Source organism: Kibdelosporangium philippinense, from assembly GCF_021390435.2.
Taxonomy (GTDB): Bacteria; Actinomycetota; Actinomycetes; order Mycobacteriales; family Pseudonocardiaceae; genus Kibdelosporangium; species Kibdelosporangium philippinense.
Map to the genome: position 1 here is coordinate 2,257,483 of NZ_JAJVCN010000002.1, position 15,513 is coordinate 2,272,995.

Genomic DNA, 15,513 nt, shown 5'->3' on the forward strand with positions numbered 1-15,513 from the left:
ACTGTTGTTTGCGATGACAGCAGATCCCAAGCAGAAGGGCACTCCGTAGGTGAAGCGTAGCAAGCGGTCGAGGCGGGTCAAGGTCAGTGCTGATGGGCGTGGTGTGGTGTCGCATGCCGGGGTGGGGATGTTGCGGGAGTTGGCCCAGGACACCGGCCTGGTCGCGGGGGTGAACGAGGCGTTGGTCGACACGTATGCCGGTCCGTGGATGCATGCACCAGGACAGGTGTTCGCCGACATGGCCGTGGCCATCGCCGATGGCGGCGACTGTGTCTCGCACATCGAGGTCTTCGGTGACCAGCATGCGGTGTGCGGGCCGGTGGCCAGCATGCCGACCGCCTGGCGGATGCTGGACCGGATCGACGAAGCGCATCTGCCGGGGATACTCGCCGCGCGGGCGGCGGCCCGAGAACGGGCGTGGGCCGCGGGTGCCGGCCCGGACCTGACCGGGCTGCTGCGGATCGATTTCGACGCCACGGTCACGATTTCCCATGCTGAGGACAAGGAGAACGCGGCCAAAACCTGGAAACGGACGTTTGGTTTTCACCCGTTGTTGGCGTTTCTGGACCGCCCAGAGGTCTCGGGAGGCGAAGCACTGGCGGGCCTGCTGCGGGCGGGTAACGCCGGGTCGAACACGGCAGCAGACCACATCGCGGTGCTGGAGCGGGCGTTGGCGTCGTTACCCGCCCATGCCCGGCCACGTCCGGGTGATCCGGACTCGGTGCGGGTGGTAGCCCGCTCGGACTCCGCCGGTGCCACCCTCGCGTTCGCGCAGGCGTGCCGGGAGCGGGGAGTGTGGTTCTCCTTCGGGTTCCCGGTGGATGCCCGCATCCAGGTCGTGGTCGATCAGATTCCCGACCAGGCATGGGAATCGGCCATCGACCGTGCGGGCGGGATCCGGGATGGTGCCTGGGTCGCCGACATCACCGGAATGCTCGACCTGTCGAGTTGGCCTGCCGGATCGAAGGTCATCGTGCGTGCTGAACGTCCCCATCCCGGCGCCCAGTTGAGGTTCACCGATGTGGACGGGCATCGGATCACCGCGTTCATCACCGACATCCCCGACCGGGTCATCCCCGGTCAGACCGCCGGTCTGGAACTGCACCACCGCCAGCACGCCCGGGTGGAAGACCGCATCCGCCAAGCCAAGGCCACCGGCCTGCGCAACCTGCCCTGTCGTGGGTTCGCGGAGAACACCGCCTGGCTGGAGACGTTACTGGCGGCCACTGATCTGGTGTGTTGGGCGAAAATCCTGGGTTTCACCGGCACACCCGTGCTGGCGCGCGCCGAGATCGCTACGTTCCGGAACTTGGTGCTGCACGTGGGCGCCCGAATCACTCGTGGTGCCCGGCAAGTCCGGATCCGCATCGATGAAACCTGTGCCTATGCCCACGCGATCGCCCAGGGCTGGTTGAAGATCCGCGCCGCCTTCACCTGATCCGCACCCCTGTCCCTACGATCGGCAAGAACCGGAGCGGCCGACACAAGCAGGTCGGCGGGCTAGTACGGCAGCAGCCATTCGTTAGCTGACCTGGGTGATCTTGATGTCGCGGGCGAGTCTGGCGCGTTTGTGGAACCAGCGTGATCGTGCTTGATGCCTGCGGCGCCAGTTCACCCAGTGGGTTGCGTGTCCAGGTGGTCGGGGTGTGGTGGTGCCGGCGATCAGATGCTTGATTTCGGGGATGGTGAGCGGGATCAGGCCGGGATCAGCGGGTGGGAGCTGGTCGGGGTGTAGGGGTTCGGGGGCTTGACTGTCGGTGCGGTCGCGGAGCAGTGCGGCGGTGACCGCGCAGACCGCAAGAGCGGCGCATACAAGCACGGCGTGTCGGGCGATCGCGGTGTAGAGCCTGACCTGAGCCTGGTCCAGGCCGAAACAGTCTTTGCCGAACTCGAATCCTTCCTCGACAGGCCAACGCAGCCCGGCGGCGCGGATCAGCCGGGTCTTGGTGAGCAGTGCGCTTTCGGGCACGTAGCAGTAGTGGAAGGCCAACTCGCCGGTGCGCAGGTGTTTGCGGATGAGGAGGTAGTGGCGGGCCGAGTTGGTGGCGATCCAGGCCCAGGCATACCACCGGTCGCCTTTGGAGCCCTTGCCGGCCGAGCGGATTTCCCACTGTCGCTCGCGTTTCAGCAATGTCTTCGTGGCCTGGTCGCAGGACAGCTCCATGCCGCTGGACAGGATGATCCGGAAGTTCTTCTGAACCCGCAGCACATAGGCTTGCTTGTCGGCCTCGAAGTGGGCCCGCAACTCGGTGCAGCTGCCGTAAACCTCGTCCCCGCAGTAGAAATCAGGCCGGAACCCGTCCGCGGCCACCGTCGTGCAGATGTCGATGGCCAACTGTCCTTTGGTGCGGAACGTCAGATCCAGGGGAAGCGCCGAGCGCAGCGACGTCACCGGGTCGCTGATGTGCTCTTCGGGAATCCACTGTTGGAACCCGATCAACGCATGCCCGACACCTTCGCGCACATAGGACAGGTGCACCGTGTTGATCCCGTTCTCCACCCGACCCGCGCAGCCCAGATGCTGCCGTTTGACACCCGCGGTGGCTTCACCTTTCTTCTGCTGCCCCGTCTCATCCAGCGCCCCGATCACCAACTTCCCGCGCCGGCGCCCGCCCTTGCGGGCCGCTTCCTCCAACCCGGACACCGCGAACCGCCGGATCTGCGCCATCGCCTCGGCCTCGTCCCACACCGCCCGGTTCAGCAGCCGCTGCGTCCGATCCGGTGTCCGGTCCCCGACATACTCAGCGATGGTCCAGCCGTTCCGTTTCGGCAGCTCGCTTGTCACCGCCCGCACGTACTTACGCGCCTGCACGAACGGCTCGATCCGCCGAAAACACGAACGCAGCCGTTCGGACAGCTCACCCAGTTTCCGCCCAGCCAACCGAGCACCTATCCTGGCAGCCGCAGCCGCCTGCGATCCTGTAGTTCTCACAAACACATGATCAACAGGCGGCTGCCCCATGTCGCCACCGGCCCCAGCTACACATCCCCACAGGTCACAACCCGAATGGCTGCTGCCGTACTAGCCACGCTCACAGTCGGAAACACTCACGGCAAGATCGACAAAACCACAAGCAAGATCAACTAAATACTGCGCGAAAGGCCGAGGTTAATGCCGAAAGGTCGGCGCCACACGGCGTGTTCCCGCCACAACATCTTTCCGGCTTTATGCGGTTGTTCCGCTTATTCGTCGGTGGTTTCTGCCCCGCATAGTCAGACTGTCGTTTTATTGCGCGCACTCGAATGGTTGCAGGTGCGTTACGTGGCCATACGTTGTTCCTGGAGCCGTCGGACACAGCAAGACTGGGAAGATCGCGGGCGGGGCGGACCGTGCGTGGCGGCGAGATCGTTTCGGCGGGGTTGCACTCGCTGCCGGAGAACCGATCGAGGGTTATGCGGCCGTGAATACCAAAAAGCGCAGGTCAACTTGGATGTTGACCTGCGCTTTGGGGGTGCGCCGCCAGGGACTCGAACCCCGAACCCGCTGGTTAAGAGCCAACTTTCGGGGCTGTCGGGTGGTGACGAGTGATGTCGCCAGATGCCGATCTCGCTGGTTGTGTCCATGACGGTGTGCCGGATCGTGCCGTGATGTGTCGGGTGGTGTCGGAACTCTCGGGCTCCCCTCGGGCACTTCGAAGGACTACGCCGACGTGCTGTCATGCGGTGTCGGCGGTGCCTGGTGAGGAGGTGTCGCATGTCTGACTCGGTGCAGGTGCGGCGTCTGACCGGTGTGCAGCGGTGTGCGCTTGTCGTGGCGGCTGGGATCGGGCTGGGGTTGGCGGCTTATGGTGCGGCGGGGTCGTACCAGACGATTGCTGATCTTGCTTCCCGGGTTGGTGTTCCGTTGCCGTCGTGGGTGCCGGTGGGTATCGATGGCGGGTTTGTCGGTGTGGTGGTCCTTGATTTGGTGCTGGCGTGGACGTTGGCTTCGTCAGTTTGCGCGGCTGCTGACTGCGGGCACTGTTGCGGCGAATGTGTCTGCTGGTTGGCCGGATCCGATCGCGGTGGGGCTCCATTCGGCTGCGCCGGTCATGTTGCTGGTGATGGTGGAGGCCGCCCGTGTGGTGTTGTTGCGTCGCATCGGATACGCGGCGGGGACTGCGCGCGACCGGATCCCGTTGGGCCGGTGGCTGCTCTCGCCGTGGCGGACGTGGCTGTTGTGGCGGCGGATGGTGCTCTGGCAGGTCACCAGCTATCGGCAGGCGTTGGATGAGGAGTTGAACCTTCGCATGGCGTATGCGCGGTTGCAAATTCGCTATGGCAGCCGGTGGAAGCGAAAGGCTCCCGCGGACTTGGTGTGGATGTTGCGAACCGGTGTGTGCTCGGCGGAAGCGTGTGCTCGACTCAGGTCGCTTATGGACGGTGAGGACGGCGACAAGGCCGCAGTGTCCGGCAAGGCCGGGAACCAGACGGCGCAGCCCGTGGATGGTACGGCTAAGAGTGGACTAGACGGCGAACAGCTAGCGGAGGCGATGCGGCTCAACGAGCACCACTGGGCCCAAGCAGGCCGGCCGGTATCTGCGGAGACGGTGCGCAAGCATCTGCGGATCGGGGCTGCCACCGCCAGGGCGCTCACTCGCGCTGTACGAGAGGCGAATCGAGCCGCTGTCGATGGGAGTTCGGCAGCGGCGATCGGGAAGAACCAACCGTCGGCTGTGGCGAATGGCTTCCGCCTACACCATGTTTCCAGCACAGCATTGTTGTCGTAGTCCGCGCGTCGAGGTGCACAGGAACACCACGACCGGACGTTGGTGCCGCTGCTTACAGAGCTTCGACGGCGGCGCCAGTGAGCCGATTCCGGCAATCTAGTACGAACTGAGCCTCTTGCTGGATCATCTCCAGGTCGAATAGGTCATGATCGGTGACGAGGACGACGGCGTCCGCTTCGGCCAGTTCGGTTGCGGTGGGATGTAGTTGCGATGTCGTGGACATCATGTGCGGTGGAGCGGCGACGTGCGGGTCGCTGCACCAGACTTGTGCCCCGTTCGCGGTGAGCAGTTCGGCCAGCGGTACCGCGGGCGATTCCCGCGTGTCACCGATGTTCTTCTTGTACGCCAGTCCAAGTAAGATGATGCGGGCGCCGTCGATCGGCTTGCCGCGTTCGGACAATCCTTTTTGGATACGCCATGCGACGTACTCCGGCATGCGGCTGTTGATGCCGTTGGCCAATTCGATGAACCGGAACGGCAAGCCTAAGGTCCGCTCCACATGCCATGACAGGTACGTCGGATCGACCGGCAGGCAGTGTCCGCCGACTCCAGGACCTGGCTGGAATGCCATGAACCCGAATGGTTTGGTCGCCGCCGCGTCGATCGTCTCCCAGATCGGGATGCCCATTCGATGGCTGAGCATCGCGAGTTCGTTCACCAGTGCGATGTTGACGTGCCTGAATGTGTTCTCCAATAGTTTCGCCAACTCCGCCACCTGGGTGGTGGACACCGGGACTGTTCGGTCCACTACGGTTTCGTAGAAGCTTTGCACGGCCTTGAGTGACGCCGGATCGATTCCGGAGACGATCTTCGGTGTGTTCGTCAGCGTCCAGACGCGATTGCCCGGGTCGATGCGTTCCGGGCTGAAGCCGAGGTGGAAGTCGGAGCCCGCGACAAGACCGGAGCCGTCCTGCAGGATCGGTGCGATGATGTCCGCGGTGGTGCCGGGATAAGTCGTCGACTCGACGATCACTGTCGCCCCTGGTCGCAGGTGACCCGCCACTTCGCGTGTTGCGGTGCGCAGCAAGGAGATGTCCGGAACGCCGTCCTGTAGTGGTGTCGGCACAGCCAGTACCGCCACATCGAACTCGGCGCAATCGTCCGATTTCGTTGTCGGCGTGTAGCGGCCAAGGCCGAGCATCTGCCGAAGCAGATCCGTTGACACGTTGTCGGTGAACGATTCGCCCGCGCTCAGCCGCTTGACTTTTCCTTCGTCCACGTCATAACCGATGACTGTGTGTCCACTCTGTGCTGCGCTGAGCGACAGCGGTAAGCCCACGTATCCCTGACCGACGACCACCACTCGTTGTCGTCCCAATGTCATTGGATGTCCTTTGTGAACCTGATGAGCATGGTCTTCCGGTCAGTCGAGTCTATAGGTGGATGATGGCGCTGCGACCGCACTTGATGGCCAGGGTATGTTCACGCCAACGTTCATTGAATCGAGCCAGTTGTGTAGCAACGCCCGATAGTTTGCAATGAACTCGCTGATACCGAACGGTGCGCACGAGGACATCGAGCCCGTGTTCACGCCATCCACAGAGGACTGATGGTATGAAGAACCGGCTAGCGTGATGGGTGCGGTTGTCCCGATCGTTTTCGGTGTGATATTGGGGTCGTGTCCGGTATCGGTTGACGTGCGTCTTAATTGGACAGTAGGTTGTCTGCTTTCCTCTACATAGGACAGGCTTCATTGAACAGGTCACCCGTTCCTGAGCCGGACCATCTTGTCGTCGCCATCACTGGCGGAACAGGAATGGAGCCCAGCCCGCACCTGCTCGGCGAGGTCGTGCGAGGCGGCGGCCTTGGTGTTGTCGACCTCGCGGCGGGTGACGCGTGGATGTCACGCGCCCTTCGACAATGCGGCAGGCGAGCCCGGGGGAACTTGGGAGTGCGGATCGGCGGAGACTGTGCGTTCTCACCGGCCGAAGTGGAACGTGCCTTGGGGCAGCGGCCCGCCGTGGTGCTGTTGACGGCGGATTCTGCGTGGCCGATCGCTGAATTGGTCGCAGACCACCAGGTTGTTGTCGAGGTGACCGATCTGGCCGAGGCTCACGCGGCTGTGTGCGCGGGTGCGGCGGGACTCGTCGCGCGCGGAATGGAATCAGGCGGCCGGGTCAGCGAACTCAGCGCGTTCGTACTGATGCAACAGCTGCTCAGCGACGAGGCGGTAACGGTGCCGGTGTGGGTGGCGGGCGGTATCGGCCAACGTACCGCTGCCGCCGCGATTGTCGGTGGGGCTGCGGGTGTCGTGCTGGACAGCCAGTTGTTGATGCAGCCAGAGGCTGTTCTTCCGGATGAGCTGCGCGCGCTGGTAGGGCGGATGGACGGCAGCGAAGTCGTTCGCGAGGATGACCTGCGAAGGCTGCGGTACGGAGACCACCTGCTACCGATCGGCCAGGACGGCTGGCTCGCTGCGGCGTTCGCGCGCCGCTGGTCTGGAACAGCGGCAGTGGTGCGTGGTGTCCGTCAGGCGGTGTACGACGCCGTGTCATCGCAGACCGCGGCCGACGTGTTCACCGAGAATTCGCCGCTGGCGCGAACCCTCGGTACCGCGTTGCCTGTGGCGCAGGGACCGATGACGCGGGTCAGCGACGACGCACGGTTCGCCGTATCTCCAAGCTGCTTAGCTGCTTTCATCATTCGAACGTGCCCGACGTGCAGCGGGTTGAAATATCCACTGACGATGGCGACAGTATTCGTCATGCGCGAGATTATACGACACTCGCCAATGGGAACGACGTTGGCCTCACAATGAAACCGAAACCCACCCATTTCGTATTTGAAACGACCGTTCACGACAGGTGAGGGTCACGTCGAAGCCATTCTGCGAGTAGATGTCGACGCCATAAGCTTGCCGCAGATAGTCTGCGGTACGGGCGTCCTTTCGTAAGAGAATCAACTTTGCCTGATGTTGAGTAAAGTCGTACTGACGCCTTAGCCGGCTCACTCGCAACTCCAAGTCGCAATCGAGCCAGACGGTAACCTTATTGCCACCAATCGCCAGATAGGGTAAGGCAACAGACTCGTGCACAGTTGTCGAGGTGCCATGGCTGGCGATATAGAGAAGATGTTGCCGATCGGCGCGCATTCCTTTGTTTAGATCGTCCCGACTCGCTGCGGCTACTCGGTCATGCGATATCCAACTCGCGAGGCGTTGCTGTTTCGGTCGCGAGTCACTGAGGTGATCTCAGCGACTTTCACGCGATCTTGCCGTGTTCGAAATGCGTGAGGACAAGGGCGGCTTTGACGATGTCGCCGATCTTGCTGGGGTTGGCGGTGAGATGCCGCAGGCTGCGCCAGCGTCCGGTGAGTAGGGCGAAACCACGTTCGCCCAGACACCGTAGGCCACGCAGCAGAGCGTTGCGTGTGCGGGTGTCCACGTCGAGGACCTGGCCATCGGCAGGCTGTTTGACCGGGGTGTGCACGCCGATGCCGGCACCGTCGTAGCCGCCATCGGCCAGCGTCGGCAGATCAAGGTGCGAGGCGGCCCAGTACAGCGCACCCAGCACATGCTCGCGCGCCACGGTCAAGTCATGGAGTGAACCGGGCTCGACATCCGAGACCCACCACGGAAAACCGTCCGGCGCGCACAGCGCTTGGATGTTGCCGCCGTGCTCGCGGGCTTTGCCGGAGTACCACAGGTCGATCGGCTCGCCTTTCACGCTCAACGTTTTCTCGCTACAGCGATCGGCGGAGAAGACCTTTCCATCGAGGATCACGTAGGCCGTGCCCTCATCCTTGGCCCGCTGCAGGGCCTCATGCAGGTCCGGCGCCTGCTCGGCGAGCACGATGACGACCTCATCCAAGTAGCGGTAGCCGGTGGCGCGGGAGATGCCGTGATCGCGAGCCAGGGCGGGGACGTCGGTGTTCTGCCGGAACCAGCGCAGGCCCAGCACCGCGTGGCGAAAGCAGGTCAACGCCCTGCTGTTCTTGCGGGTGCCGCGTCGGCGGCGTTCGGCGTGCAGCAGCCGGCTGAGGTAGAGGGCCAGTTCACGCGGGACATCGAGCATGGCACGATACGCAATCACGGGGAGCCTTCTGGTCCGGACTTGATCTTCGCAATCCAGTTCTACCAAGGGCTCCCCGCCCATCTTTCCCCGGGTCTCACCACTCCCCAGTACATCGACCAGCGCTCGTCCGAGCAGCTTCGCGGCTCAACAAACGAACCAGAATCTTGGTGAGATTACCTCACTGTATTCCTGAAGGAGAAAGTCGGATGTTCGCATACTTCGCGTTTGCAGCATGTTGGCGACTATGTCACAAAATGTTGTCTTGCCGCTCGCGGTGAAGCCGCTGACAATAAAAAGCACATCCGGACTCCGCGTTCTTCAGAAATGTCATGGTTCAAATTCCATCGGACAATGCGACTGGAACGTAAGGCTAACGACCAGCATGCGGTGACCCTTTGCTGCAGCTACAGGTCACGCAAGGTCGCCGCATGGCGGTTATCCTCTGCTTGCGCCAAAGGCGATGCAGAAAGATCCAAATCAGTTGCATGCGCCGTGGAGGGATGCTCCGCAGATGGTGCAGTGCCGACCGCACCCGTAGTGGACCGTCGTGGCATGAGAGCACGCCACCGGACCGGGTAGTAGCTCGGGATGGTCAGCCAGGAACATCAGCCATTCCAGACGACTGTCCACAGTTGACTGAATTTTAGGCATGGGAGTATCTCCGATTGCACACAATGTGATGAAACGAGAGAAGATGTCGCGTTACGTGGTCGGTCTGGCACCCGGCAAGATCACAGAGCGGTTTGCGATACCGGAGATCTCGGCGCGCATGAGCGGATGCCCGCACGGGTTGCAGTGCCAGACATCCGGCCGGTAGGCCGTGTACGGCCCCGGATGTACGCAGTGGGCCGGGTCGACCCAATCCGCCGGGGGCAAAAACTCCCACGGCCGAAAATGCGCGATCAACGCCTCGGCAACGGTCGCCATCATTACCTTCCTGTGGAATGTTGCTAAAGCCAGGGTGGTCATTAGCGAGAAGGTCGACGCACCCTGACCGCCCTCGCTCTTGGGAAACCTGCTCAGCCGCGCTGCGGGGAGGTTGCTTCTGATCGTCCATCTGACGCAGAACAGTCGAACGAAGGCGCAACTGGGATCTCAGGCCGACTCTGGACCCAACTCGGGAAACATGTAGTCGAGTCGGAAGTTCAGCAGACGCGCAAGGTGGCCGAATAGACGATCTTTGAGAGGGTCCAGGAGTGCATAGGCTGTCGCACATCCGGCTGTCGTGAATCTGTAGAACAGCCGTCCGCCTCCTACTTGGGCAGTTATGTCGTATAGCTCCCAGCGCGTGGTGGTCCACCCGCCCATTTCCAGCCGCTCCAAGATCGACGACGTAAACTCCAAATCTACCGCTTGAACACGGTCATGCAGAGTCGCTGCGTCCATCTCTACCTTCGGACTCTCTAACATCGCTAGCAGGACGAAAAGAGTCTCCAGTTCAAGTTCGGCCATCGGATGAAACTCAAGGAGAGCTGAATCTGTGGACTCGTCATCCAGTAAGTAGTCCCCAAATGACAACTGCACATGCGACGATAGATGGACGCCATTATTTTGACCTGGCATTTGGCACACGTTTAAATACTCCGGGATAGGTGATCAGGCGACCGGCGGCAGCACCATCGTGACCATGTCCAGTCGCCCCGGAATCTCGCCATACTTCTGCAACAAATCGGCAACCCGCTGCAAGCGAACCGGGTCAGTGGTGGATGGGAAAGTCGGCACAGTCATGAGCGCGGCAGTCGATTCATCGATCCCCAGCTCACGGACCTGAAGCTGTTGTTATCAATGGTGCAGTGTTTCAGCGCCCGAATGCCTGCTCCTGAAGCTGGCGCTCCAGGTTGGTGCCCTGCGGGACGCTCTGGTACGGCACCGGCTGACGCCCGCCATAGCTACCGCCCTGCGCCGGTACGGACAGGCCGACTTCAGCAAACTCCTGGTTGATGCGGTAGGGAACCGAGGCCGGGGTGTCGGTGCCGTTCACTATCCCGAGACCACCCTTGGCCAGGCCGACCACTACCAGCGCGGCGACAAAGAACCCGATCGCCTTGAACGCGAAACTCATGACTTCCTTCGTGTCGATATAACGGGAATGGCGCTTTGGCCGCTTTGACGTCGTTCCGCAGGTCGATCAGGTACCGTGTCACGCCGGAAACGATGAAAGTCCCTATCACGACTGCTGGCAACCATTGAGCGCTCATTGAGGTAATCTCACCAAGATTCTGGTTCGTTTGTTGAGCCGCGAAGCTGCTCGGACGAGCGCTGGTCGATGTACTGGGGAGTGGTGCGACCCGGGGAAAGATGGGCGGGGAGCCCTTGGTAGAACTGGATTGCGAAGATCAAGTCCGGACCAGAAGGCTCCCCGTGATTGCGTATCGTGCCATGCTCGATGTCCCGCGTGAACTGGCCCTCTACCTCAGCCGGCTGCTGCACGCCGAACGCCGCCGACGCGGCACCCGCAAGAACAGCAGGGCGTTGACCTGCTTTCGCCACGCGGTGCTGGGCCTGCGCTGGTTCCGGCAGAACACCGACGTCCCCGCCCTGGCTCGCGATCACGGCATCTCCCGCGCCACCGGCTACCGCTACTTGGATGAGGTCGTCATCGTGCTCGCCGAGCAGGCGCCGGACCTGCATGAGGCCCTGCAGCGGGCCAAGGATGAGGGCACGGCCTACGTGATCCTCGATGGAAAGGTCTTCTCCGCCGATCGCTGTAGCGAGAAAACGTTGAGCGTGAAAGGCGAGCCGATCGACCTGTGGTACTCCGGCAAAGCCCGCGAGCACGGCGGCAACATCCAAGCGCTGTGCGCGCCGGACGGTTTTCCGTGGTGGGTCTCGGATGTCGAGCCCGGTTCACTCCATGACTTGACCGTGGCGCGCGAGCATGTGCTGGGTGCGCTGTACTGGGCCGCCTCGCACCTTGATCTGCCGACGCTGGCCGATGGCGGCTACGACGGTGCCGGCATCGGCGTGCACACCCCGGTCAAACAGCCTGCCGATGGCCAGGTCCTCGACGTGGACACCCGCACACGCAACGCTCTGCTGCGTGGCCTACGGTGTCTGGGCGAACGTGGTTTCGCCCTACTCACCGGACGCTGGCGCAGCCTGCGGCATCTCACCGCCAACCCCAGCAAGATCGGCGACATCGTCAAAGCCGCCCTTGTCCTCACGCATTTCGAACACGGCAAGATCGCGTGAAAGTCGCTGAGATCACCTCATTGTGCTGACTCTCAGCCTTCACGTCGCACCTGAAAAGCACCCTCGATCACGCGTGGGTCACGCTGTTCGATCGGCTCGGCGCTGGGCAGCCGCTGAGCGTGATCCAGGAGGAGTCGACCAACCTCTACCAGCCGAGTCCCAAGCTCGCTCTCTGCTTCACGCGTGTGAGGCCAACGCTTGTTCTGATGATCCGCATCAATCACCGCAACGACGAAACGAGCGAGATCCGAGTTCAGGCTGCCCAGGCGCGCATTAAGAACGCGTTCCTCATGCGTATCCACTTCGTACTCCTCCCGCTACGCGGCGGGCAGCGACCGATTCCGGGTTGTGGCCGACGCCGTACTACTTCGCGCTCGTTGCCCACGACCGCGGGGCGGCGACTTGTCGACGGCTTCTTCCTGTTGCCTTACAAGGCTTTCTGCAACCGATAGAGCGGATTGACGGTACTTCCGCTGCGAGAGCTGCACGACTAGAACGCCTCCCGCAGACGGTAGGCCAACCGCAGGTGCTCACATGGCCAGCGCGTTCCACAACGGACACACCGCTGCGCACGTGTTGGCTTATGTAGCAAGAACGCCAAGACAATCAGCCCATACAGCTGGCTAGGCTCTGGCAATGGCGCATCGACGAACGACAGGTCAGGCAATTCGAGTCCGACTACTGTCGACCGATCTCGATCGGACGGCGTTCTGCTGGTATACAAGGGAATGACGTTGCTGTTGCTGTGGTGATCCACGATACGTACTCCCATGACTGTGTCACCTGTGCTTCGGGCTAGGGCCATGTCGCGCAGCACCTCCCCCGGCGCGCATGGCTTGGTAGCAGCCCTCTAATTACCGGTGGTAGTTGTCGCCCACAAGGCTGGCGGTAGCGGCGGCAGCACCATCGAGCGCATGTCCAGCTCAGCCCGCACACCTTGGGGCGAATCCACCTTGGGAATCTCGCCGTACTTAGCCAAGAGATCCGCGACCCGCTGAAGACGCACCGGGTCAGTCGTGCTCGGGAACCTCGGAACGGTCATCATCCTGGCCGTCCCTTCTTTGGTACCAAGGTTCTTGACTGCGCTCTGCTCCAACACGTTGCGGTCCGAGACATTAGTCACGCCTCGGCTCAGCGCACGGCGGAACGCATCAACAGTCCTCGGGTTGTCCCGCACGAACTGTTCGGTAGCGAACCAGCCGGACCACGGAAACGACACCGTTGGTCCCGTGAACGGGTCCAGCAGTTTCATGGCCCCTTGCTGCTTGGCCTCCTCCAGCGGTGGCTGAGCGATGATCGCCGCCGCAACGTCACCCCGGCCGAGCGCCGCCGGCATGTCAGTAATCGGCATGCTGATGAAACTGACCGCCTTGGGGTCAACGCCCATTGAGGTGAGCTGGTCGGTCATGACCAACTCCGAAATGCCACGCTTGGAGGAGATGGCGATCTTCTTGCCCGCCAACTGCCGGGCATCGGTGATCGGGCCGTTTTCCTTCACCACCGCCAAGATGAGATCGGGCGTCGTCTCGACAGCGTCGGCCACCACCTTGAGCTTGGCCACGCCTTTGGTATGGGCGATGAGCGGCTGAGGGTAGGACGTCAGGCCAACGTCAAGCTCACCCGCAGCGAGCTTGTCAACGCCATCTGAGCCTCGGCCCATCGTGGACAGTTCGATCTTGAGACCTTCGGCTTCGAAATACCCTTTGTCGATCGCGATGTGCAGCGGTATGGCATCGACCAGGGCCAAGCGGCCGACCCGGATAGTGGACTTCTCTACCTTGTCGTTCGGGCTCGCGTCTGGCGAGGCCCCACCGAGCAGGCCACAGCCGGTCAGCATGAGCAAGCCCGCAGCTAAGGCGACGGCTGACAGACGACGAACAAGACGAGGCATAGCTGGCCGCTCCCCAGGAAGGATGGAGGTGATTGGTGGGTGGCACCCGACACCGACGGGAAGAGGTTCAACGAGCCTCAAGACTGGGGTGGCTGAGACGCGCTGAGGGGCCAACCGGCGCCGGGTACCTACCTCGATCCTGGGCGTGAGCAAGCCAAACGATCATTTGCCTTCCGCATGACCTCTCATGCCTTATTGGCATGAACGTCCGCGCCGAACTCGTGTGCTTCCCCTCGTAGCGTGGAGACCTGAACCAAGAGAGATGATCAGGTCGTGGGAGATAAGAGGCGCCGGTTTGATCCGGAGTTTCGGGCGGGTGCGGTGCGCATCGTGTCCGAGACCGGCAAGTCGGTGGCGCAGGTCGCACGGGATCTGGGGATCAGCGCGTACACCCTGCACAACTGGGTACAGGCCGACCGGCGCCAGACCGGGCAGCCCGCAGACGGGTTGAACGAGGCCGAGCGTGCGGAGTTGGCCCGGCTGCGGGCCGAACGAGCACAGTGGGCGAAGGAGAAGGCCGAGTTGGAGATGGAGCGTGATGTGCTCAAGCGCTCCGTGGTCCTGTGGGTGAAGGACGCGATGAACCAGTGATCGTGGCGGAGTTCATCGCGTCCCAGAGGACCAAGCACGGTGTCCCGCATGCGATCGCCTGCCGGGCCTTGGAGGTCTCGCAGTCCTGGTTCTACAAGTGGATCAACCGCAAGCCCACTGCCCGTGATCAGCGGCGGGAGCAGTTGGATGAGCAGATCAGGAGGTTGTTCACTGTTTCGGGTGAGACCTATGGCAGTCCCCGGATCACCCGTGACCTGCGGGAGGCCGGCTGGAAGGTCTCGGAGAACACCGTGGCGGCGCGGATGGTCGAGCTCGGTCTGGCCGGACGACCGCCGAAACGCCGGCGGTCGCTGACCCGGCCGGGGAAACGGCCAGTGGCTCGCGATCTGGTTCGGCGGAACTTCACCGCGGTGGCACCGGATGTGTTGTGGTGCGGGGATGTCACGCAGATCGACACCGATGAGGGGCCGCTGTATCTCGCGACCACTGAGGATCTGTTCTCCCGCCGGATGCTGGGTTACGCGATGTCCGCCCACCATGACGCGGCTGTGGTGGTGGCGTCGCTGCGGATGGCCGCGACCACCCGGGGCGGGGACGTGGACGGGGTGATCTTCCATACCGACCGCGGATCGGAATACACCGCCGCAGCGACCGCGGCGGCCTGCCGGACGCTGGGTGTGGTGCAGTCGATGGGCCGGGTCGGGTCCGCATTGGACAACGCCGCGGCCGAGGCGTTCAACAGCACACTCAAGGTCGAATTCGTACACCGACACCGGTTCACTACCCGAGCTGAGGCGCGGATCAAGGTCGCGACCTGGATCGCGGACTTCTACAACACCACCCGCCGGCACAGCGCCAACGACGGCCTGGCCCCGATCCCGTTCGAGCATCAGATGGCACACGCACGAGCAGTATCAGCGACGCAGGTCAGAACCGAAGTGGCATAAACCGTCTCCACGATCTGAGGGGATTGACACTCGCGTAGAGTCACTAAGCTTGCTCGAAGGGTGAACAGCCACGGGGTGGAGCTGGGTACATATGGGATCGCAGCAACAGGTGCGGCACTGTCGATGCGGGACTCGGCTCGCGCAAAGCAACCGATCACTGGTGTGTACGGCTTGCGCCAAACGTGACCATAACCTGCGGCTTCATCCCC

At 62.6% G+C, this 15,513-nt stretch carries 15 protein-coding genes and 1 pseudogene; 6 read left to right on the plus strand and 10 right to left on the minus strand.

Features of this window, described 5'->3' with window-relative positions:
* Nucleotides 1-49: 49 nt before the first annotated feature.
* Nucleotides 50-1,438, plus strand: a complete 1,389-nt coding sequence (locus LWC34_RS29330) for an IS1380 family transposase (protein WP_233724823.1) — start codon at nt 50-52, stop codon at nt 1,436-1,438.
* 84 nt (nt 1,439-1,522) lie between these two features.
* Here LWC34_RS29330 and LWC34_RS29335 read toward each other — a convergent pair whose 3' ends face one another.
* On the minus strand, nt 1,523-2,866 hold the full coding sequence (locus LWC34_RS29335; RefSeq protein WP_443667751.1) for an IS701 family transposase: 1,344 nt from the start codon (nt 2,864-2,866) through the stop codon (nt 1,523-1,525).
* Nucleotides 2,867-3,872: 1,006 nt separating this feature from the next.
* Between LWC34_RS29335 and LWC34_RS29340 the strand changes: the two genes are divergently transcribed.
* Nucleotides 3,873-4,709: a DUF2637 domain-containing protein gene (locus LWC34_RS29340; RefSeq protein WP_233728321.1), complete on the plus strand. Its 837-nt coding sequence runs from the start codon at nt 3,873-3,875 to the stop codon at nt 4,707-4,709.
* Nucleotides 4,710-4,761: 52 nt separating this feature from the next.
* On the opposite strand, the gene LWC34_RS29345 is transcribed toward LWC34_RS29340, so the two are convergent.
* A complete protein-coding gene (locus LWC34_RS29345; RefSeq protein WP_233728322.1) occupies nt 4,762-6,033 on the minus strand; it encodes a nucleotide sugar dehydrogenase in 1,272 nt (423 codons plus the stop codon).
* Nucleotides 6,034-6,549: 516 nt separating this feature from the next.
* Between LWC34_RS29345 and LWC34_RS58920 the strand changes: the two are divergent.
* Nucleotides 6,550-6,987, plus strand: a pseudogene (locus tag LWC34_RS58920) (nitronate monooxygenase); the annotation flags it as partial.
* 191 nt (nt 6,988-7,178) lie between these two features.
* Here the strand turns inward: LWC34_RS58920 and LWC34_RS58925 are convergent.
* From LWC34_RS58925 to LWC34_RS29365, 6 genes are all read right to left on the minus strand, one after another.
* A complete protein-coding gene (locus tag LWC34_RS58925) occupies nt 7,179-7,484 on the minus strand; it encodes an adenylyltransferase/cytidyltransferase family protein (RefSeq protein ID WP_372496665.1) in 306 nt (101 codons plus the stop codon).
* The gene (locus LWC34_RS58930; protein ID WP_372496638.1) at nt 7,459-7,800 is read right to left on the minus strand and encodes a cytidylate kinase family protein; all 342 of its coding nucleotides are present in this window, start codon (nt 7,798-7,800) and stop codon (nt 7,459-7,461) included. The genes LWC34_RS58925 and LWC34_RS58930 overlap by 26 nt, the downstream gene beginning before the upstream one ends.
* A 109-nt stretch (nt 7,801-7,909) precedes the next feature.
* Nucleotides 7,910-8,740: a transposase family protein gene (locus LWC34_RS29355; RefSeq protein WP_233728168.1), complete on the minus strand. Its 831-nt coding sequence runs from the start codon at nt 8,738-8,740 to the stop codon at nt 7,910-7,912.
* Between the two features lie 684 nt (nt 8,741-9,424).
* The gene (locus LWC34_RS29360; RefSeq protein WP_233728324.1) at nt 9,425-9,649 is read right to left on the minus strand and encodes a hypothetical protein; all 225 of its coding nucleotides are present in this window, start codon (nt 9,647-9,649) and stop codon (nt 9,425-9,427) included.
* A gap of 669 nt (nt 9,650-10,318) precedes the next feature.
* Nucleotides 10,319-10,450, minus strand: coding sequence for a hypothetical protein (locus LWC34_RS57160; RefSeq protein ID WP_284051665.1), 132 nt, complete (start codon nt 10,448-10,450; stop codon nt 10,319-10,321).
* A gap of 70 nt (nt 10,451-10,520) precedes the next feature.
* Nucleotides 10,521-10,784 carry a hypothetical protein gene (locus LWC34_RS29365; protein ID WP_233728325.1) on the minus strand — a complete coding sequence of 88 codons (264 nt, stop codon included), beginning with the start codon at nt 10,782-10,784 and terminating at the stop codon, nt 10,521-10,523.
* Between the two features lie 299 nt (nt 10,785-11,083).
* Here LWC34_RS29365 and LWC34_RS29370 point away from each other — a divergent pair, with 299 nt between their 5' ends.
* The gene (locus LWC34_RS29370) at nt 11,084-11,914 is read left to right on the plus strand and encodes a transposase family protein (protein WP_233728168.1); all 831 of its coding nucleotides are present in this window, start codon (nt 11,084-11,086) and stop codon (nt 11,912-11,914) included.
* Between the two features lie 32 nt (nt 11,915-11,946).
* On the opposite strand, the gene LWC34_RS29375 is transcribed toward LWC34_RS29370, so the two are convergent.
* Together LWC34_RS29375 and LWC34_RS29380 are read right to left on the minus strand one after the other, a co-directional pair.
* A complete protein-coding gene (locus LWC34_RS29375) occupies nt 11,947-12,216 on the minus strand; it encodes a hypothetical protein (RefSeq protein WP_233728326.1) in 270 nt (89 codons plus the stop codon).
* 548 nt (nt 12,217-12,764) lie between these two features.
* On the minus strand, nt 12,765-13,805 hold the full coding sequence (locus LWC34_RS29380) for an ABC transporter substrate-binding protein (protein ID WP_233728327.1): 1,041 nt from the start codon (nt 13,803-13,805) through the stop codon (nt 12,765-12,767).
* A gap of 273 nt (nt 13,806-14,078) precedes the next feature.
* Between LWC34_RS29380 and LWC34_RS29385 the strand changes: the two genes are divergently transcribed.
* Nucleotides 14,079-14,396, plus strand: a complete 318-nt coding sequence (locus tag LWC34_RS29385) for a transposase (protein WP_233722568.1) — start codon at nt 14,079-14,081, stop codon at nt 14,394-14,396.
* Nucleotides 14,393-15,304, plus strand: coding sequence for an IS3 family transposase (locus tag LWC34_RS29390; protein WP_233722569.1), 912 nt, complete (start codon nt 14,393-14,395; stop codon nt 15,302-15,304). The genes LWC34_RS29385 and LWC34_RS29390 overlap by 4 nt, the downstream gene beginning before the upstream one ends.
* The last annotated feature ends 209 nt before the right edge of the window (nt 15,305-15,513 follow it).